We start from the raw sequence: 20,382 nt of genomic DNA on the forward strand, positions 1-20,382 counted from the left end.
GACTAGAGGTGACGCAGCTCACAGCGTATAGTCGATCCGTAACAAGTTAGGTGCCTTACGGGTGACACTTCGTCGCCAGGGCATCGTTTTCGGCGTTTTCCAGATGGGACTAATCCATGGTCGTGATGTTGTCGGATGTGTTGGAGCTTGAACTGATGCAGCGCGCCAGCCCGTTGGTCCGGGCCGGCAAAAGCCAGATCCCCGACGGCAAGGTCAGGTGGGTGCATTCGAGCGAAGTGCTGGAGATAGCTCCGCTGCTGCGCGGCCAGGAGCTGCTGCTCAGCGGCGGGGACGCCTTGTTGAACCTCCGGCCCGCCGCCCAACACGAGTACATCCGCAGCCTGGCGGCCCGGCATGTGACGGCCTTGGCGATCCAGACCGCGGGCTCCGGCCGCTCCCTCTCCGCCGAGCTTGTCGAGGCAGCCGAAGAGGTTGGGCTGCCGCTGATCGAGCTGCGGCGCGTGGTCCCGTTCGTGGAGATTGCGGAGGAAGTCAATCGGAAAGTCGTTTCTGAACATGTCACGGCCCTGCAAACCGCCGATTCCATCTCGCAGCGCTTGGCGGAACATCTGGCTTCTTCCGGTCCGGCCCTGAGCCCACTGATCGAGATTGTCTCGCAGGCGCTGCGGATCGAGGCGGCACTGCTGGACCCCAGCGGGACCGTTTTGGAGTTCGCCGGCGGCTTCCCTCCCGATTCCACCTCGGTGAATGTGGAATCGGACATCTTCGTTGGGAGCCTGGTGTCCGCCCGGCTGCGGCTTCAAAGCCGGCGGGACGTAACCCCGGAATTGTTAAAGACGGTGGGAGAGCGGATCGGCGGCATTTTGGCGCTCGCCGTTTCGCAGCAGCACCGACCGACGGCGCAGCAAATCGCCCACACCGCCCTGATGCGGGCCGTCGTTAGCGGCGCAGGCACCTCCCAGATCCACGAGCTGTGCGCCGCCGCGGGCTTATCGACCGGACAACCGGCCTTTGTCATGGTGTTTCGCCGGATCGGGCTGAGCAGCGTGCGCGGAGTGGCGGAAAAGATTCTCAAAAACCGGTGTCCCGACGCCCGGACGTATCTGGACGGCGAGAGCCTGTGCGCCTTGGTCCAGCTGAGTATCAGCGGCACGCGCCAGGAGCGACGGGAGATCCTGGAGGGGTTGCGCGCGGACTTCCGCGGTTTGGCGGTGGCGGGGGCCATCGGGCCAACAGTGGCCACGCCGTTGCATGCCCACTCATCCTTGGTCGAGGCCAGGCTGACCCAGTCGGTGGGGCCCCCGGACGACCTGGAAAGCAACATCCGTGACTGTGAGGATTTTGTCCTCGAGCGGCTGGCGGCCCGCGAGCTCTCCGGGCCGGTCATCGGACGAATCACCCAGGAACTGCTCGGCGAACTGCTGGACTATGACCGCAAGCGGGGGACGCGGCTGCTGGACACCCTCGAAGCCTGGCTCATTAGTGGATGCAATTCCGCCGAGACGGCGCGGATCCTCTTTGTCGAACGCCAAACGCTGCATAAGCGGCTGCGCAAGATTTTTGATCTGATTGGCGGCGATCCCCGTGGCAGTGCCAAGATGCCGGGGCTCAACCTTGCGGTCCACCTCGCAAAGAACCCGTCTCCGGGCGGCGAATAGCGTGCCTGGCCTACGAGCGGCTACAGCACCGCGCGGATGGCCTTTTCGAAGCCGGTGATGTGCTCGAGGGCGAGGCGGGCAGCGTGGTCGGCGTCGCCGTCGACAATCGAGTCCAGCAGTTCCACGTGCTCGGTGATGTGGCCGGCGACGGACGGCACCTTATCCAGCACGAGGCACCAGATGCGGGTGGCCAGGTTGTCCAGCCTGATCAGGGTGTCCTCGAGGTAGGGGTTGCCCGCGGCGCGATAGATGGCCCGGTGCACGCTGAGGTCATAACGCATCAGGTCGTGTTTGTCGGGCCGGTCGTCGTCGAGCTTCCCGATGTCCCGCGCCAGCTGCGACAGTTCCGCGCGCATGGCCTCCCCGGCCGACTCCGCGGCCTTGCGGGCCGCCAGGGGTTCCAGCACGCGGCGCAGTTCCGACACGGCGGCCAGCTCGGTGATGTCCACGATGGTCGCGAAGGTCCCGCGGCGCGGATAGGAGACCACCAGGTGGTCGATCTCCAGTTTTTTCAGGGCCTCGCGCACCGGGGTGCGGCCAAAGCCGAGTTCCGCCGCCAGCTGCCCGTCATTGATGGGTGCGCCGGGGCGGATATCCAACATGATCAGCTTGTCCCGCAGCGCCCGGTAGGCCTGCTCGGCCAGCGACAGCGGCTCGGTCCCGGCATCGGTTTCCGCGGTGATGCTCATGATGCTCCTAATGGTCCGCTGATCTGATCGGGGTCCTGCCGGCCGGGAATTCGATGCCGGAAGGACCTCTTGACGGGGTGTGATCTCCACCATACTATTGCAATCAGTTCTGATATATCAGTCAAACATTAGTTGGTTGATTGATCAGGTTCTTCGAAGGAGAAGTCGGATGGTGAACACCCTGACAACCAGTTTGGCTGCGGCCGATCCCGAGGTGGCCGGTGCCATTGCGCGGGAGCTGGAACGCCAGCAGTCCACGCTGGAGATGATCGCGTCGGAAAACTTCGCCCCCACCGCGGTGATGGAGGCCCAGGGCTCGGTGCTGACCAACAAGTACGCCGAGGGCTACCCGGGCCGGCGCTACTATGGCGGCTGCGAGCACGTGGACGTGATCGAGCAGTTGGCCATCGACCGGGTGAGGGCACTGTTCGGCGCCGAAGCCGCCAACGTCCAGCCGCACTCGGGTGCCCAGGCCAACGCAGCGGCCATGTTCGCGCTGCTGACCCCGGGCGACACCATCCTGGGCCTGAACCTGGCCCACGGCGGGCATCTGACCCACGGCATGAAGATCAACTTCTCCGGCAAGCTCTACAACGTCGTGTCCTACGGGGTCTCCGAGTCCGACCACCGGATCGATATGGCAGAGCTGGAACGCCTCGCCGTCGAGCACGAACCCAAGCTGATCGTGGCCGGCTGGTCGGCCTACACCCGCCAGCTGGACTTCGCCGAATTCCGCCGCATCGCGGACAAGGTCGGCGCCTACCTGATGGTGGACATGGCGCACTTCGCCGGCCTGGTAGCCGCCGGGCTGCACCCGAACCCGGTACCGTACGCCGACGTCGTCACCACCACCACCCACAAGACGTTGGGCGGTCCGCGCGGCGGGGTGATCCTGTCCAGGCAGGAGCTGGCCAAGAAGATCAATTCCGCGGTGTTCCCCGGTCAGCAGGGCGGCCCCTTGGAGCACGTGGTGGCCGCCAAGGCGGTGGCCTTCAAGTTTGCCGCCTCCGACGAGTTCGCGGACCGCCAGCAACGGACCCTCGAGGGCGCGCGGCTGCTGGCCCAGCGGCTGCTGGCCGACGACGTTGCGGCCGCCGGCATCAGCCTGGTCAGCGGCGGCACCGACGTGCATCTGGTCCTGGTGGACCTGCGCAACTCGGATTTGGACGGCCAGCAGGCCGAGGACCGGCTGCACTCCATCGGCATCACGGTCAACCGCAACGCCGTGCCGTTCGATCCGCGCCCGCCGATGGTTTCCTCCGGCCTGCGGATCGGCACCCCCGCGCTGGCAACCCGCGGCTTCGGCGCCGCCGAATTCACCGAGGTGGCGGACATCATTGCCGCCGCCCTGACCCGGGAACCAGACGCGGAGCTGCTCACCGAGCTCCGCGGCCGTGTGTCCCTGCTGGCGGAGAAATTCCCGCTGTACCCGAACCTGAACGCCGAGCCGAACGGAGCCGAATAATGGCCGATCTGCTGCCCGAGCACCCGGACTTCCTGTGGCGGAATCCGGAGCCGAAATCCTCGTACGACGCCGTGATCGTCGGCGGCGGCGGCCACGGCCTGGCCACCGCCTACTACCTGGCCAAGAACCACGGCATGACCAACATCGCGGTGCTGGAGCGCGGCTGGCTGGCCGGCGGCAACATGGCCCGCAACACCACGATCATCCGCTCCAACTACCTGTGGGACGAGAGCGCGGGAATCTACGAGCACTCGCTCAAACTCTGGGAGCAACTGCCGGAGGAGCTCGAGTACGATTTCCTCTTCTCCCAGCGCGGCGTGATGAACCTGGCGCACACCCTGCAAGATGTGCGCGAGAGCATTCGCCGGGTGAACGCCAACCAGCTCAACGGCGTGGACGCCGAGTGGATCACCCCGGACCAGGTCAAGGAGCTGTGCCCCATCATCAACACCGGGGACAACATCCGCTACCCGGTCATGGGGGCGACCTACCAGCCCCGCGCCGGCATCGCCAAGCACGACCACGTGGCCTGGGCCTTCGCCCGCAAGTGCGACGAGATGGGCGTGGACGTCATCCAGAACTGCGAGGTCACCGGCTTCCTCAAGGACGGCGACCGGGTGGTCGGCGTCGAAACCAGCCGCGGCCGGATCAACGCCGGCAAGGTCGGCCTGGCCGGCGCGGGACACAGCTCGGTGCTGGCCGAACTGGCCGGCTTCGAGCTGCCCATCCAGTCACACCCGCTGCAGGCGCTCGTCTCCGAACTGCACGAGCCGGTCCACCCCACGGTGGTCATGTCCAACCACGTCCACGTCTACGTCTCCCAGGCACACAAGGGCGAACTGGTGATGGGCGCGGGCATCGACACCTACAACGGCTACGGCCAGCGCGGCGCCTTCCACGTCATCGAGGAACAGATGGCGGCCGCCGTCGAGCTCTTCCCGATCTTCGCCCGCGCCCACGTGCTGCGGACCTGGGGCGGCATCGTCGACACCACGATGGACGCCTCACCGATCGTGTCCAAGACGCCGATCGACCAGCTCTACGTGAACTGCGGCTGGGGAACCGGCGGCTTCAAGGGAACGCCCGGCGCCGGCTACACCTTCGCCCACACCATCGCCATGGACGAACCGCACCCGCTGAACGCCCCCTTTGCCCTGGACCGGTTCGAGACCGGACACCTCATCGACGAACACGGCGCCGCCGCCGTGGCCCACTAGGAAGGACGACCGCGATGCTTCTGATCGAATGCCCCTGGTGCGGGCCGCGCGACGAGACCGAATACCACTACGGCGGCCAGGCCCACGTGGCCTACCCGGCGGACCCGAACCAGCTGAGCGACGCGGAATGGGCGAAGTTCCTCTTCTACCGCGCCAACCCCAAGGGCCTCTTCGCCGAACGCTGGGTGCACAGCACCGGCTGCCGGCGCTGGTTCAACGCGGTGCGAGACACCGTCAGCTACGAATTCAAGGCCGTGTACAAGCCCGGCGAGACACCACCGATCGAACTCGGCAGCCTCGCGGGTGCCAAGGCCCAGCCGGCCGAAGGAGGAGCGAAATGACCGCCACCGGCAACATCGCCAACCAGCCCCGGCGGCTTGCCGCCCCAGCCGGCGCCGCTGTTCGGATCGACCGGAACAAGGCGCTGAAGTTCACGCTCGACGGCGACACCTACACCGGCTACGCCGGGGACACGCTGGCCTCCGCGCTGCTCGCGGCCGGCAAGGTCACCGTGGGCGACTCGCTCTACCTCGGCCGCCCGCGCGGCATCATGTCGGCCGGCGTGGAAGAGCCCAACGCACTGGTCAAGGTCAGCGCCCGCTACGCCGGGCACGTCGACGAATCCATGCTGCCGGCGACGGCCTTGGAGCTGACGGACGGGATGGACGCCAGGTTGCTGAGCGGCCTGGGCCAGCTGGACCCCCGGACGGACGAGGCCGTCTACGACCGCAAGTACGTGCACACCGACGTGCTGGTGGTCGGCGCCGGACCGGCCGGCCTCGCCGCGGCACGCGAGGCAGCCCGGAGCGGTGCGCGCGTGATCCTGATGGACGAGCAGCCCGAGGCCGGCGGCTCGCTGCTGTCGGGCCGCGGCGAGACCATCGACGGCCTGCCCGCGCAGGAGTGGGTGGACCGGACCGTCGCCGAGTTGTCCGCGGCCGAAGAGCTCACCTACCTGGCCCGCACCACGGCTTTCGGCAGCTACGACAGCAACTACGTGGTGGCCGTCCAGCGCCGCACCGACCACCTTGCCGGCGAGCTGGGGGCAGGAGTCTCCCGCGAACGCATCTGGCACGTCCGCGCCAGGCAGGTGGTGCTCGCCACCGGCGCGCACGAACGTCCCATCGTCTTCGCGAACAATGACCGCCCCGGCATCATGCTGGCCTCCGCCGTCCGCAGCTACCTCAACCGGTACGCGGTGGCCGCCGGCAACCAAGTGGTCGTCGCCACCAACAACGACTCGGCGTACAAGCTGGTCGCCGACCTGAGCGCGGCGGGCATCACCGTCGCGGCCGTGGTGGACGCACGTCCCGGGGTCGGCGGCGACGCGGCCGAGACGGTCCGCGCGGCGGGCGCCCGCCTGATCACCGGCAGCGCTGTGGTGGACACCGAAGGCCGGAACGACGGCGGGCGGATCAGCGCCGTCGTCGTCAGCGGTTTGGATGCCGAGGGGCAGCTGACCGGGGAACCGGAAACAATCGAGGCGGACCTGCTGGCCGTCTCCGGCGGCTGGAGCCCGGTGGTGCACCTGCACAGCCAGCGCGAGCGCCGGCTGGCCTGGAACGACGACCTGGCGGCCTTCGTGCCCGGCCACGCGGTCAAGGACCAGCAGACCGCCGGCGCCGGCAACGGCACCCTGGATCTGGCCGGCAGCCTGCGGGAGGGCGCCGCCGCCGGTGCCGCCGCGGCCACCCGCGCCGGCTTCAGCGCGGACCCGCAGGTTCCCGTTGCCGCGGCGGAAACGGTCTCCCCGATCCGGCCGCTGTGGCTGGTTCCCGCCCTCGACGGCGAGGCCGCTGGCTGGAAGAACCACTTCGTGGACTTCCAGCGCGACCAGACGGTCGCCGACGTGCTGCGTTCGACCGGCGCCGGAATGCGCAGCGTGGAGCATGTGAAGCGCTACACGTCGATCAGCACCGCCAACGACCAGGGCAAGACCTCCGGGGTCAACGCCATCGGCGTCATCGCGGCGGCGCTGAACAATCCCGACGTCGGCAGCATCGGCACCACCGCCTACCGCGCCCCCTACACTCCGGTGGCGTTCGCCGCACTGGCCGGCCGGCAGCGAGGGGAGCTGTTCGACCCGGCGCGGCTGACCTCGATCCATCCGTGGCACGTCGCCCACGGTGCGCTGTTCGAGGACGTCGGACAGTGGAAGCGGCCCTGGTACTTCCCGCAGCCGGGGGAGGACATGGACGCCGCGGTGCTGCGCGAATGCGCCGCCGTCCGCGAATCGGTCGGCTTCATGGACGCCACCACGCTGGGCAAGATCGAGATCCGCGGCAAGGACGCCGGCGAATTCCTGAACCGGATGTACACCAACGCGTTCAAGAAACTGAAGCCGGGCCTGGGCCGCTACGGGCTGATGTGCACCCCGGACGGCATGATTTTCGACGACGGCGTGACCCTGCGCCTGGACGAGGACCGCTACTTCATGACGACCACCACCGGCGGTGCCGCCAAGGTGCTGGACTGGCTGGAGGAGTGGCTGCAGACCGAATGGCCGGAGCTGGACGTCGTGTGCAACTCGGTCACGGAGCAGTACACCACCGTCGCCGTCGTGGGCCCGAAGTCCCGCGAGGTCATCGCCAAGCTGGCGCCCGAGCTGGACCTGGACAACGACGCCTTCCCGTTCATGGCGTTTCGGGAGACCACGCTGGCCTCCGGTATCCCGGCCCGCGTCTGCCGGATCTCGTTCTCCGGCGAGCTGGCATTCGAGATCAATGTGTCCTCCTGGTTCGGCCTGAAGGTTTGGGAAGACGTGGCCGAGGCCGGCGCGGAGTTCAACATCACCCCGTACGGCACCGAGACCATGCACGTGCTGCGCGCCGAGAAGGGCTTCATCATCGTCGGCCAGGACACGGACGGCACGGTCACCCCGCAGGACGCCGGGATGGACTGGGTGGTCTCCAAGGCCAAGGACTTCGTGGGCAAGCGTTCCTACACCCGCGCGGACAACCTGCGCGAGGACCGCAAGCAGCTGGTCGGGGTCCTGCCGGTGGACAAGTCGTTCCGGCTGCCGGAGGGCGCCCAGCTGGTCAACCAGGGCACCCGGATCGCGCCGGCCGAGGCACCGGTGCCGATGGAGGGGCACGTGACCTCCAGCTACCACAGCGCCGCGCTAAGCCGCAGCTTCGGCCTGGCCCTGATCAAGAACGGCCGCAACCGCATCGGCGAGACGCTGCAGGCACCCGTCAACGGGCAGCTGGTGGACGTCGTCATCGCAGAATCCGTACTCTACGACCCCGAAGGGAGCCGTCGTGATGGCTGAACAGGTCTTGACCAACATCGCAGCACTGCGCCGCAGCCCGCTGGCGCATTTGACCGAGGCCATCAGCCAGGGCGCCGTGGCCGGCGAACGCGGCGTCAGCCTGCGGGAAATCCCGTTCCTGAACATGGTCGGCCTGCGGGCCGAGCCGGGATCGGCCGGCGCCAAGGCGCTGGAGGCCGCCGCCGGGCTGCCGTTGCCAGCCGGCCACGGCCAGGTTTCCGGTAGCACGGACACGACCGCCATCCTGTGGCTGGGGCCGGACGAGTTCCTGCTGGTGGGGCCCGAAGGCACGGACGCCACGGCGGAACTGGCCGCCGCGCTCGGCGGTGAGCCGGGCGCCGTCGTCGACCTGTCCGCGAACCGCACCACGCTGGAACTCTCCGGGCCCTCGGCCCGGCTGGTGCTGGAGAAGGGCTGCCACGCGGACCTGCACCCGCGGGTGTTCCGTCCCGGCACGGCGATCACCACGCACCTGGGCCCGGTGCCGGTGCTGCTGTGGCAGACCGCGGAGCAGAACGGCGGCCAGGTCTACCGGATCATGCCGCGGGCCTCGTTCGCGGACTACACCGCCCGCTGGCTGCTGGACGCCATGACGGAGTTCGCCTCGCCCGAGGTGGACTGATGGCACTGAGCGCGCTGGACCTGTTCTCGATCGGCATCGGGCCGTCGTCGTCGCACACGGTGGGGCCCATGCGGGCCGCCCGGCAGTTCGCCGAGTCGCTGGCCGGCGACGGGCTGCTGGAGGCGGTGGCCCGGGTGAAGTCGGAGCTGTTCGGCTCGCTCGGTGCCACCGGGGCCGGCCACGGATCGGACAAGGCCGTGATCCTGGGCCTGCAGGGCGAGGACCCGGAAACCGTTGATCCGGATGCCGCGGACGCGCAGGTGGAGGAGGCGGTGGCCGGGCGGAAGCTGCGCCTGGCGGGCACGCATTCGGTGGGGTTCGACCGGGCGGCCGACGTGGTGCTGCACCGCCGCCGTTCGCTGCCGGCGCACCCCAACGGGATGACCTTCACCGCGTACGACGCCGGTGGCTCACCGCTGCGCGCATCCTCCTATTACTCGGTGGGCGGCGGGTTCGTGGTCACTGCCGAAGAGGCAGAACATGCGGCGGAAGACTCCGCGGCGCGCGACGCCGATGGAGCCGGTCGCGGGGGCACCCACGGGGAACGGCTCCCGTACCCGTTCTCCAGTGCCGCGGAACTGCTCGCCCGCTGCCGCGAGGCCGGAACGTCGATAGCCGGCGTGATGCTGGCCAACGAGCTCACCTGGCGCAGCGAAGCCGAACTGCGGGCGGCCCTCCTGCGGATCTGGGCCGTGATGCAAGAGTGCGTGGAAAACGGCTGTACCCGCACCGAGGAGACCCTGCCCGGTGCACTGCTGGTCCGCCGTCGTGCCCCGGGGCTGCGGCGCAGGCTGCGCGCCGCCGAGGCGGCGCTGGCAGCGGAAGGCACGCCAAACGCCGACCCGCTGTGGGCGATGGAGTGGGTGAACCTGTACGCGTTGGCGGTTAACGAGGAAAACGCCTCCGGCGGGCGGATTGTCACGGCGCCCACCAACGGCGCGGCCGGAATCCTGCCCGCCGTGCTGCACTACTACATGAGGTTCGTGCCCGGCGCGGACGATGATGCGGTGGTGGATTTCCTGCTCACCGCGGCGGCCATCGGCATCCTGTTCAAGACCAACGCCTCGATCTCCGGGGCCGAGGTCGGCTGCCAGGGCGAGGTCGGATCAGCTTGTTCGATGGCGGCCGGTGCACTGTGCGCGGTGCTCGGCGGGACTCCGGAGCAGGTGGAAAACGCCGCCGAGGTCGGAATCGAGCACAATTTGGGGCTGACCTGTGATCCGGTGGGCGGCCTGGTGCAGATTCCTTGCATCGAACGCAACGCCATTGCCAGCGTCAAGGCGATCAACGCCGCCCGGCTGGCGCTGGCCGGCGACGGCGACCACCGGGTGTCCCTGGATATGGCCATCAAAACGATGCGGGATACCGGCGCGGACATGATGTCCAAGTACAAGGAGACGTCGCGCGGCGGACTGGCCGTCAACGTCGTCGAATGCTGAACAGCCTGCTCTGAACAGCCGGCGCCGAACCGCCAGGGCTGATCCGCCGCCCGGGCTGAACCGCCGGCGTGCGGCAGGCCCATCAAACCGCCACACCAAGCCAGACTGAAAACGGGGTAGCAACATGCCGATTCACCATGAGCACATCCTGACCCTCGACTGCCCGGAGCGGCTCGGGATCGTCCACGCGGTCTCGGGTTTCCTGGTCGAGCACCGCCAGAGCATCCAGGAGCTCAAGCAGTTCGACGACAGGCGGGACGGGCATTTTTTCATGCGCACCGACTTCGCCGGGGAGAACGGCGGAACCAACTCCACGGAGCGGCTGCGCGAGGCGTTTGCGTCGTTGGCGGAGCAGTACGGGATGGCGTGGCAGCTGGAACCCAAGGGCCGCAGGCGGCGGGTGCTGGTGATGGTGTCCAAGTTCGGGCACTGCCTGAACGACCTGCTCTTCCGCTCCCGGATGGGGGAGCTGCCGGTGGAGATCGTCGCCGTCGTGTCCAACCATCTGGACCACAAGGGGTTGGTCGAATGGCATGAGGTCCCGTATTACCACGTGCCGGTCACGCCGGAGACGAAACCGGCCGCCGAGGCCGAGCTGCTGCAACTGATCGATGCCCACAAGGTGGAGCTGGTAGTGCTGGCCCGCTACATGCAGGTCCTCAGCGACCACCTGAGCCGCGAGCTGAGCGGCCGCACCATCAACATCCATCACTCCTTCCTGCCCAGCTTCAAGGGGGCCAAGCCCTATCACCAGGCCTACGAAAAGGGAGTGAAAACCGTGGGGGCCACCGCGCACTACGTCAACGCCGAACTCGACGAAGGCCCGATCATCGCCCAGCAGACGGTGGAAGTCGACCACACCTTCGGGCCGGAGGACCTGGTCGCCGCCGGCCGCGACACCGAGTGCAAGGCCCTGACCAACGCGGTCAAGTGGCACTGCGAGGGCCGGGTCATCCTGCACGGAAACCGCACCGTCGTGCTGCGCTAGGAGGGAGCGGGCGGGACGGCTTCCCACTCGCTGTGTGGCCAACGGGCCCTCGTGCCGGCGCCGTCGCCACACGGACGCGGATGCACCGACCTTTCCTGCTCGGTCTTGCCTCGGCGCTGCTCGTCGATCGATGCCAGGCCCTCCCTCTGGTCCTGACTTCCGGTGTGACGTTGCTCAAATTCTTGCAGGAATGAATGTTTGCACTTGTGCAAAGAGCGGCGGCGCGGGCATACTGGTTCGGTGAGTCAACTAAATTCCCTGCGTGAGCGCAAGCGCGCCGAGTGCTGGGCAGCCCTGCATGATGCCGCGGCGGAAGCGGCTCTGGAAGAGGGAATCGAGGCCGTCACGGTGGATGCGGTTGCGCTCTCCGCCGGGGTTTCCCCGCGCACCTTCTTCAACTACTTCACGTGCAAGGAAGACGCGGTGCTGGGCCTGCGCGAACCGGTGCTTGACGATGCCATGCTGGCCAAATTCGACGTCCATGCCAATCTGCTGGATGAAGTCGGCAAGTTAATGCTGGCGGTCACCCGTTCCATCCAAGGCGGAGACGACGCCACCCGCCACCGGATCCTGCGCAAGTACCCGCACCTGCTGCACCGCCGCGTCCAGTACGTCGTCAAGGTGGAGCAGTTGGTCACCGCAGCGGTCTCCGAACTGCTCGCCGGCTCCGACCGGCTCGCGGACGCTGAACGAATCCTGGCCGCACATCCTGTCGGCGGGCAGTACACCGCCGAAGACGCCGCCCGCATGCTGGTCATGACGGCAGGCGCAGCACTCCGCTTTGCCATGCAAAAAACCATGTCCCAACCCACCCTGGAATCGCAGACCGAGGCCCTTGAGCACAGCCTGGCCTTGCTGCGTGCAGTTCTGAAGGAATCCGAATGAAGAACGAAAGCCGACCGGCGCTACAGCGCCCACCGGCGTCCGCGACGTCCCGGCCGGGGCAGCATGGCCACAGCCATGGCAACCTGCTGCTGGTGTTCGTTGCGCTGATGATGGCCATGTTGCTGGCCGCCCTGAACCAGACCATCCTGGCGACCGCACTGCCCACCATCGTGGGCGAACTCAACGGCGCCAACCTGATGCTCTGGGTGATCACCGCCTATATCCTGGCCGCCACGGTCATGATGCCCATCTACGGCAAGCTGGGCGACCAGATCGGCCGCAAATACCTGCTGGTCGCCGCGATCATCATGTTCTTGATCGGCTCGGTCATCGGCGCGCTGGCGCCGGACATGGGCTGGCTCATTGCTTCCCGTGTAGTGCAGGGGCTGGGCGGCGGCGGACTGATGATCCTGTCGCAGGCCATCATTGCCGATGTGGTTCCCGCCCGGGAACGCGGCAAGTACATGGGCGCCATGGGCGGAGTCTTTGCGTTCTCCTCCGTGGTCGGACCGCTGCTGGGCGGCTGGTTTACCGAGGGACCGGGCTGGCGCTGGGTCTTCTGGTTCAACATTCCGGTGGGCGTCTTGGCCTTGATTGGCGCGCTGTTCTTCCTGAAGTCCCGGCCGGTCAAGGTGCGGCCGAAGCTCGATCTCTGGGGCATGCTGCTGATGGCGGCCGCGACCACCGGCCTGGTCCTGGTGAGCAGCTGGGGCGGCAGCACCTTCGCCTGGTCCGATCCGGTGCTCATCGCCCTCATAGCGGGTACCGTGCTGGCCGCCGTCGGGTTCGTGCTGGTGGAGCGAAAGACCGCCGAACCCATCATCCCCATGTCCATGTTCCGCGACCGCAACTTCATCATGACCACCATTGCGGGCCTGTTGATCTCGGTGGCCATGTTCGGCGCCCTCGGCTACATGCCCACCTACTTCCAGATGGCTACCGGAGTATCGGCCACAGCCGCCGGGATGCTGATGATTCCCATGATGGCCGCGCTGCTCGCGTCGTCAATGATCTCCGGAATCCTGGTCTCCAGGACCGGCCGTTACAAATGGATGCCGGTGGCCGGTTCGGCGGTCATGGCGGTAGCCCTGCTGCTGATGTACTTTGTGCGCGCGGACACGCCCGTCTGGGTGCTCTGCGTTCACCTGGGCCTGCTGGGCCTTGGCCTGGGCCTGAACATGCAGATCCTGGTGCTGATCGTGCAGAACTCCTTCCCGCTGCGGCAGGTGGGCACGGCGACGGCGGCCAACAACTTCTTCCGCCAGATCGGCGCCACCCTCGGCTCGGCCGTGGTGGGAAGCCTGTTCGCCCACCGCCTGGTCGACCTCCTCAACGACCGCCTGCCGGCCGCCGCCGTCGCGGCCACCGGAGGCGGCAACTCGCTGACGCCGGACATGGTCGCCGGCCTCCCCGCTCCGGTGCACGACGTCATCGTCGAGTCCTACAACGAAGCCCTGATGCCGCTGTTCCTGTTCATGGTGCCGCTGGCCGTTGCCGCCACGGTGCTGTGCATGTTCGTAGTGGAAAAGCCGTTGGCCACCTCGCTGGAGCCGGACGTCCTGGCCGAGGCGGCCTCGGAGGGGAATCTCGCGATCACCTCCGCGGCCGAGGGCAACCCGACGGCGAACACGGACCTGCGCCAGACCGAACCCAGCAACAGGTAGCGCTCGGGAAGGCCGCGGCCAGCATCGGGTCGACCGTTATGCTGGCTGCATGGGAGCGTCAGCGGCACTGCACAAGGAACCGCGCGTCGTCGAGATTGAGTCGCTCGAGCACTTCGACCGGCTCGTCGCCCAGGCTCCGCGAGCCAAGGCGGCGGGCGACGGCGGACGCCGGCTCGACAGCCGTACGGGGCCATCCGGCGAACCGCGGCCAGGCGGGGGGCAGGACGGCCTGAGGCCATCCGGCGAACCGCGGCCAGGCGGGGGGCAGGACGGCCTGAGGCCATCCGGCGAACCGCGGCCAGGCGGGGGACCGGACGGCCTGCAGCCAGACCGCGAGCCGCGGCCCACCTGGCGATCGGGGCCGGACGGGGGACCGCCGTCGATGAACGGCTGGCACTTCCAATCGGTGGATCTCAGCGGCCGCACGGAGGCCCTGCTCGGCATGGACCCGGCTGGCTCGGTGTTCCTTGGGTGCACGTTCGAGGCCGCCACCGAGGACTGGCTGCACCGCAACGGCGCGCTGATCTTTCCCACGCTGCCCGGCGTCCCGTTCGACCCGTACCGCGGCCAGGTTTACACCGCCGCCGAGCTCTACAGCGGGCTGGACACCGGACCCTACGAAGGGACACTGGACGCACAGGTCTACGCCTGGTCGTCGCGGTCCGCGACCCGCCATGACCTGGACTCCACCCTCGCGGCAAGCCTGCACGACCATGCCATCGGTGACGCCATGGAGGCGCTGTTCTCCACTGTGTTCGCCGGCCGGAGGATGGTGGGGGTGATGGGCGGGCACGCTGCCGAACGGGGCAGCACAATTTACGACGACGCCGCCCGGCTGGGCAGGCTGCTCGCCAAGGAGGGCTATGCCGTGGCGACCGGCGGCGGCCCGGGCGCGATGGAGGCGGCCAACCTGGGCGCGCGACTCTCCGCGTCCGGCGATGACGGGTTCGCCGACGCGCTGGACCGGCTGGCCGGCGTCCCCGGCTTCCGGCCGTCCGTCACCGACTGGGCCCGCGCGGCAGCCGACGTGCTCGCCGAGGCCGGACCCGGCGTCGCGAATTTGGGCATCCCCACCTGGCACTACGGGCACGAGCCGCCGAACCTGTTTGCCACCCATATCGCCAAGTACTTCGGCAACGCCCTGCGCGAGGCCGTGCTGCTGCAGCGCTGCGATGGCGGGATCGTGTTCCTCCCCGGCGCCGGCGGCACGGTGCAGGAAATTTTCCAGGACGCCTGCGAAAACTACTACGCCACCCCGGAAGCGCTCTCGCCGATGGTGCTGGTCGGGCGCAAGTACTGGACCGAGGAACTGCCGGCCTGGCCATTGCTGCAGGCGCTCGCGCGGGGGCGGCCCATGGAGGACGCCGTGCACCTGGTGGACACCGTGGAGCAGGCCCTCGACGTTCTATAGCTCGGGCACGCATTCGCCTTGGCCCAGCAACGCCAGGCCGGTGAGGTCGCCGTCGGCAAAAGTGAGGATGTCGTGCGAGGCCTGCGCGTACATCAGCTGGGTGGGGTCGTCAACGTGGTCCAGGCCGATCAGGTGGCCCAGCTCGTGCATGATGATGGCCCGGGCGGCGTCGTTGCCCCCGGGCGCACCAAGCAGCTGGCGGAACTGCGGGGTGTCCAGTTCGATCTGGCCCGATACGTAAGCGGAAACCCCGCCCCGCGACGCCCAGCCGCTGCCGCCCAAGCCGATGGTCGGACCGGCCAAGGAGGGGCTTTGCTTCGGGTCGGACCAGGCGATCAGCACCGGTGCCCAGCGCTCGCCATAGCGTTCGGGCTGGTAGGATCGGCGCCGCTCGGCGGGCCGTTCGGTGGTGGTCCCTTCGTAAATGAATTGCAGGCCCGTGGCCTCCGAGACGTGGTCCACCGCCTCATGGACGAGCTCCGTGCTGCCCGCGGGGGTGTCGGCCGCGCGGACCACATACCGGATCGGGCGGCACGGGTCGTAGGCGAGGTAGTCCTGCTTGGACGGCGAGGCCAGGAATTCGTAGGAATTGTTCTCCTCGTCGAGGGGCGCGGGCACCCCCAGCGGTTTGTCCGCGGCGTCCACTCCCGACGGCGGAAACCCGCCATGGCCCGGACCCTTGACGGTGGATCCGGCATCGAACGGAAGGCCATTCAGGGCGGCGGCCCCGCCGGGTTGCACCGCCGGGGCGGGCCTTGGCTGTGCCACCCAGATGAAGGCCCACGCCGCCAGCGACGCAGCGGCGGCCAGCAGGATGAACTTGCCGAACGGTGACGGGCCCCGGAGGTCCGGTTCCCGCCGAACGGGCGGCGGGGCATGCGAGGCCGGTGTCAGTACGGGCTGCTGTCCTGGAGCGCGCACCTGCCGCGCCGTCGGGTTGATCCAGACCTGACCCTGGTCGGCGTCGGGCTTCCGGCGCTCAATGGAGCCGGTGGTGACCTGTGCCTGCTCCGTCACGGCTTCCGGCACAGGCCGGGCCCCGCCCGGCGCATGGCCCGGGCCTTCGGTCGGCGGCCAACTCATGGTCCCCCTCGGCATGGCGGACGGCGGTGCATCGTTGCCCCGCTTGCCTCAGGGTAACCAAGCCGTGAGACAAACGGTAGGGGGCTGTCCGGTGGCCGGCGGGTGAACAGGCCTGGCCGCCGGCGGGATCAGAGCGCCGTGGTGCCGAACAAGGAACCCAACAGGTAGGTGGCCAGGGCCGCGCCGAAGCCGATCGCCAACTGCCGCAGGGCTCGCTTGAGCGGCGAGGCCCCGGACAGCAGTCCCACGATTCCGCCGGTCACCAGCAGTGCCAGGCCGACCAGCACGAGCGCGACCACAACGGCTGCCGTGCCCTGCATGCCGAAGATGTAGGGCAGGATCGGAATCAGCGCGCCGCTGGAGAAGAACAGGAAACTGGAGAGGGCGGCATTCCAGCCGGTGCCGATCTCCTGGTAGTCGTTGATGTACGTTTCCGGCGGCTGCAGGGAAAGGCTCGGATCGCAGTCGCAGTCCAGGTAGCCCATCCGCTCGGCGGCACGGTGTTCGGCTGCTTCCGGGGTCATGCCCCGGGCGCGATACACGAGCACGAGTTCATTCGCGTTCAGGTCCAGGTCCGGCGCTGCCTGCAAAGTGATCTGGGTAGGGCGGGTGGCAGAGAGCAACTCGCGCTGGGAGCGCACGGACACGTACTCGCCGGCGCCCATGGACAGCGCGCCGGCGAGGAGGCCGGCGAAGCCGCTGAACAGGATGAAGCCGCTGGAGACCCCGGTGGCGCCGATGCCCATGATCAGCGCCAGGTTCGAGACCAGCCCGTCGTTCGCGCCGAAGACCGCCGCCCGGAAGTTGCCGGAGAGCCGGGCGCGGCCGCGGGTGGCGAGGCCGCGGATAACCTCTTCGTGAATCAGTTCATCGGCGGCCATGGCCTCGGTCGCCGCAGGCTCACTGCCGTAGGGGGAGCGGCTCTCGGCCCGCTGTGCCAGTGCCAGCACGAACACCGAGCCGAAGCTGCGGGCCAGAAACCGCAGCACGGTCCGGCGCAACGAGGGCCGCAGCCTTTGTCCGGCATGCTTGCCCAGCAGATCGCGCCAGTGTTTTTCGTGCCGGCCCTCGGCGTCGGCCAGGGCCAGCAGGATCTCACGTTCCTCGCCCTCGCGGCGCCTTGCCAGGTCGCGGTAGATGGCAGCTTCGGCGCGTTCGTCGGCAAGATAGCGGCGCCACAGCCGGATGTCGGATTTCGACGGCGATGCCTTGCCGTCGGGTTGGGCGTCCATAGGATCGGGGCCGGCTGGATCGGGGCTCGTTGTCACGCTGCTCCTGAGTCGGACCGGAGACGGTTCGATGATCTCCGGTCAGTTAACCATCAACTGACCGAAGGTCTCGCTCGCCCGGGCGCAGCGGATCAGGCGGTACCTGCCCTGCGCTCAGGTGGACTGCCGGGCCGCTAACGCTGGCCAGTGTGTCGACAGGCCTCCACGCCCAGTGCGCGTAACCGCGCGGCGGTGGAGCTACTCCCCTTCGCAACCTCCATTGTAGCCGGTCGGGGCAGCGCCCAGTGCCCAGCGCCTGAAGCCGTTGGCGCAGTTGCCTGCGCAGTCCACGTCCAAGCGGGGCGGTCCCTTGAGGACCGCCCCGCCGTCACCGTCTCCTAGCCCGAGCCAGGCGCCTGCGTCAGCGCGTGGCGACCTCGTCGGGGCCCTCGACCGGGACTTCCTCCGTTGCCTGCCCCGCCACCCGGCGGTCCCACGCCTGGCGCACGGCGGCATCGGTGGGCTTCGTGAGCAGCGACACCACCACGTAGACCAGCGCGGAGGCGATCAGGCCGTAGTAGATCGGCTCGTTGGCGTAAATGCCGGCATACTGCTCCTCGGCGTTGATCTCCAGCACGATCATGGTGGTCAGCGTGACGATGGTGCCGGCCGCCATCGACCACGCGGCGCCCAGACCGGTGCCGCGCTTCCAGACCAGGCCGCCCAGGATTGCGACCAGCAGGCCGCCCACCAGGATGTCGTAGGCAATGGTCAGTGCAGCGACCACGTCCTGCACCACGATGGCCAGCAGGATTGAGACCGCGCCCAGTCCGAAGACCCACCACCGGTTGCCGGCCACATCGTGTTCGGTGTTCTCGTGGTCGTAGTGGACGTGCTTGCCGAACCAGGAGGCCACGAACGGCACCACGTCGGCGCGCGCCACCGTTGCCGCGGCGATCAGGCAGCCGGACGCCGTCGACATCATCGCGGCCACGGCCGCGGCCAGCACTATGCCGCCGATGCCGATGGGCAGCAGGTTCATGGCAACGTCTGCGTAGACGTCGTCCTCGACTTCGATGGCGGGCAGCGCCACGGAGGCGGCCATGCCGATCAGGGCGCCGGCGGCTCCGTAGAGGATGCAGTAGACGCCGGCCGTTGCGCCGCCCCAGCGGGCGACCCGGGGGTTACGGGCGGTGAAGACGCGCTGCCAGATGTCCTGGCCGATCAGCAGGCCCAGCGTGTAGACCACGAAGTAGGTGATGATGGTCTGGACGCCGATGCCGGTCAGCGAGAAGAACTCCGCATCGACGCGCGAGCGGATGCCGTCCAGGCCGCCGGCGGCTGACCAGGTGAACGGCAGCATCAGCAGGAAGACGCCGACGGTTTTGATAATGAACTGTGCCATGTCGGCCAGCGTGATGGACCACATGCCGCCGACCGTGGAGTAAATCAGCACAATTGCGCCGCCGACGGCGATGGACAGCCAGCGCTCCCAGCCGAAGAGCACCACCATGATGGTGGCGTAGGCCCCGGTGGACGTGGCGCAGAGCATGAGCGTGTACGCCAGCATGACGATGCCCGACACCTTGGTGGCATGCACGCCGTACCGCAGCGTGAGCATCTGCGCCACGGTGTAGATTTTCAGCTTCTGCAGGGTCGGGGCGAAGAGCAGGCTCAGCAGCAGCACGCCGGAGCCGATCGCGACCACCAGCCACATCCCGGAGATGCCCCACTTGTAGCCCAGGCCGACGCCGCCGACGGTGGAGGCTCCGCCCAGGACGACGGCGGCCATCGTGCCGGTGTAGAGGACGGGGCCGAGGCGGCGGCCGGCCACCAGATAGTCGCTGGTGTTCTTGGTGCGGGATTTGCCCCACCACCCGAAGAGCAGCATGGCGGCCAGATAGGCCACCACAATGACGACGTTGACGATTTGACTGTCCATGGGGGACTCCAAGGGGAATGAAGATAGTGCGGGCGACATGCGGAAAATTGCCTGTGAGGCAACAAGTGTTGAGTGTTAAGCTAAATGTGGCACGGGGCACAGGTCAACTCGGCAGGCTGCCCCGGTTTCGGCCGGGGCTATTTCCCTGCCACTGCACGCCGCTTCCCTTAACTCTGCACCGAGAAGGATGATCAGTGAAGGCACTGCCAGTCGAACCCAGCAATGACCCGGTGGCCATCGGATCGCGGATCCGCGCCGCACGCCAAGGCCAGCGCATGACCATCGAACAGGTGGCGGATTCGACGGGGCTCACCAAGGGATTCCTCAGCCGGGTGGAGCGCGACCTGACCTCGCCGTCGGTGGCATCGCTGGTCACCCTGTGCCAGGTGCTGTCCATCTCCATCGGGGACCTTTTCTCGATGCCGGAAACGCATGTCTCGCGCGCGGGAGAGGGGCCGCGGATCAACCTGGGCGGCGAAGGCATCAAGGAGGAGTTGCTGACCGCCCGGCACGAGCGCCGGCTGCAGATCATCCGCGCCGTGATCGAGCCGCGGGGCCGTGGGGAAGCCGATCTCTACTCCGTGGACTGCGACGTGGATGTCCTTCATGTGATCGCGGGGAGCATTACCTTGATCTTTACCTCAGAACGCTACAAACTCGACGCCGGCGACACCATTTCCTTCTCCGGGCGGGAGCCGCACACCTGGATTAACGAGACCGACGAAGAGGCCATCGTCACCTGGACGCTGGTCCCGGCGGCCGCGCGCTAGTGCCCGTGCCGAGCTAGTTCCGCGTGCCGCGGTAGCGTCCGGCGCCGCGCTAGGTCCCGTGCCGCCCGGCCCGCGGTCTTGACTGTTACCCCCACCACAAATAACATCA

General features: G+C 68.1%; 16 protein-coding genes. 12 read left to right on the forward strand and 4 right to left on the reverse strand.

The genetic code is table 11. The features are described from left to right. Positions 1-116: 116 nt before the first annotated feature. Positions 117-1,619: a PucR family transcriptional regulator gene (locus AC5RVZ_RS30770; RefSeq protein WP_494069398.1), complete on the forward strand. Its 1,503-nt coding sequence runs from the start codon at positions 117-119 to the stop codon at positions 1,617-1,619. Between the two features lie 20 nt (positions 1,620-1,639). On the opposite strand, the gene AC5RVZ_RS30775 is transcribed toward AC5RVZ_RS30770, so the two are convergent. Beyond that, positions 1,640-2,308 carry a GntR family transcriptional regulator gene (locus AC5RVZ_RS30775; RefSeq protein WP_494069399.1) on the reverse strand — a complete coding sequence of 223 codons (669 nt, stop codon included), beginning with the start codon at positions 2,306-2,308 and terminating at the stop codon, positions 1,640-1,642. A 169-nt stretch (positions 2,309-2,477) separates the two neighbouring features. Here AC5RVZ_RS30775 and glyA point away from each other — a divergent pair, with 169 nt between their 5' ends. The 10 genes from glyA to AC5RVZ_RS30825 all read left to right on the forward strand — a co-directional run bounded on the left by glyA (position 2,478) and on the right by AC5RVZ_RS30825 (position 15,270). Then, positions 2,478-3,773 (forward strand): serine hydroxymethyltransferase, encoded by a 1,296-nt coding sequence (gene glyA / locus AC5RVZ_RS30780; protein WP_494069400.1) that lies wholly within the window; start codon positions 2,478-2,480, stop codon positions 3,771-3,773. Next, positions 3,773-4,990 carry a sarcosine oxidase subunit beta family protein gene (locus AC5RVZ_RS30785; RefSeq protein ID WP_494069401.1) on the forward strand — a complete coding sequence of 406 codons (1,218 nt, stop codon included), beginning with the start codon at positions 3,773-3,775 and terminating at the stop codon, positions 4,988-4,990. Before glyA ends, AC5RVZ_RS30785 begins: the two co-directional genes overlap by 1 nt. 14 nt (positions 4,991-5,004) lie before the next feature. Beyond that, on the forward strand, positions 5,005-5,331 hold the full coding sequence (locus AC5RVZ_RS30790) for a sarcosine oxidase subunit delta (protein WP_494069402.1): 327 nt from the start codon (positions 5,005-5,007) through the stop codon (positions 5,329-5,331). Further along, entirely contained in the window at positions 5,328-8,261 is a 2,934-nt protein-coding gene (locus AC5RVZ_RS30795; protein ID WP_494069403.1) for a sarcosine oxidase subunit alpha family protein, read from the forward strand. The genes AC5RVZ_RS30790 and AC5RVZ_RS30795 overlap by 4 nt, the downstream gene beginning before the upstream one ends. Further along, positions 8,254-8,883 carry a sarcosine oxidase subunit gamma gene (locus AC5RVZ_RS30800; RefSeq protein ID WP_494069404.1) on the forward strand — a complete coding sequence of 210 codons (630 nt, stop codon included), beginning with the start codon at positions 8,254-8,256 and terminating at the stop codon, positions 8,881-8,883. The genes AC5RVZ_RS30795 and AC5RVZ_RS30800 overlap by 8 nt, the downstream gene beginning before the upstream one ends. Beyond that, a complete protein-coding gene (locus AC5RVZ_RS30805; protein ID WP_494069405.1) occupies positions 8,883-10,322 on the forward strand; it encodes an L-serine ammonia-lyase in 1,440 nt (479 codons plus the stop codon). The genes AC5RVZ_RS30800 and AC5RVZ_RS30805 overlap by 1 nt, the downstream gene beginning before the upstream one ends. A gap of 124 nt (positions 10,323-10,446) precedes the next feature. Beyond that, on the forward strand, positions 10,447-11,310 hold the full coding sequence (purU, locus tag AC5RVZ_RS30810; protein WP_494069406.1) for a formyltetrahydrofolate deformylase: 864 nt from the start codon (positions 10,447-10,449) through the stop codon (positions 11,308-11,310). A 204-nt stretch (positions 11,311-11,514) separates the two neighbouring features. After that, a complete protein-coding gene (locus tag AC5RVZ_RS30815) occupies positions 11,515-12,195 on the forward strand; it encodes a TetR family transcriptional regulator (RefSeq protein WP_494069407.1) in 681 nt (226 codons plus the stop codon). Continuing rightward, the gene (locus AC5RVZ_RS30820; RefSeq protein WP_494069408.1) at positions 12,192-13,859 is read left to right on the forward strand and encodes an MDR family MFS transporter; all 1,668 of its coding nucleotides are present in this window, start codon (positions 12,192-12,194) and stop codon (positions 13,857-13,859) included. The genes AC5RVZ_RS30815 and AC5RVZ_RS30820 overlap by 4 nt, the downstream gene beginning before the upstream one ends. A gap of 49 nt (positions 13,860-13,908) precedes the next feature. Continuing rightward, positions 13,909-15,270: an LOG family protein gene (locus tag AC5RVZ_RS30825; RefSeq protein WP_494069409.1), complete on the forward strand. Its 1,362-nt coding sequence runs from the start codon at positions 13,909-13,911 to the stop codon at positions 15,268-15,270. Here the strand turns inward: AC5RVZ_RS30825 and AC5RVZ_RS30830 are convergent. The 3 genes from AC5RVZ_RS30830 to AC5RVZ_RS30840 form a co-directional block, all read right to left on the reverse strand. Then, positions 15,265-16,353, reverse strand: a complete 1,089-nt coding sequence (locus AC5RVZ_RS30830; protein WP_494069410.1) for a matrixin family metalloprotease — start codon at positions 16,351-16,353, stop codon at positions 15,265-15,267. The genes AC5RVZ_RS30825 and AC5RVZ_RS30830 overlap by 6 nt on opposite strands. Positions 16,354-16,481: 128 nt before the next feature. Continuing rightward, positions 16,482-17,585: a VIT1/CCC1 transporter family protein gene (locus AC5RVZ_RS30835; RefSeq protein ID WP_494069422.1), complete on the reverse strand. Its 1,104-nt coding sequence runs from the start codon at positions 17,583-17,585 to the stop codon at positions 16,482-16,484. A gap of 397 nt (positions 17,586-17,982) precedes the next feature. After that, entirely contained in the window at positions 17,983-19,503 is a 1,521-nt protein-coding gene (locus AC5RVZ_RS30840) for a sodium:solute symporter family protein (RefSeq protein ID WP_494069411.1), read from the reverse strand. Between the two features lie 194 nt (positions 19,504-19,697). On the opposite strand from AC5RVZ_RS30840, the gene AC5RVZ_RS30845 reads away from it, so the two are divergent. Further along, complete coding sequence (locus AC5RVZ_RS30845; RefSeq protein ID WP_494069412.1) at positions 19,698-20,273, forward strand: helix-turn-helix domain-containing protein; 576 nt, start codon at positions 19,698-19,700, stop codon at positions 20,271-20,273. Positions 20,274-20,382: the final 109 nt, after the last annotated feature.

It is taken from the genome of Arthrobacter sp. Cza30, assembly GCF_059090765.1.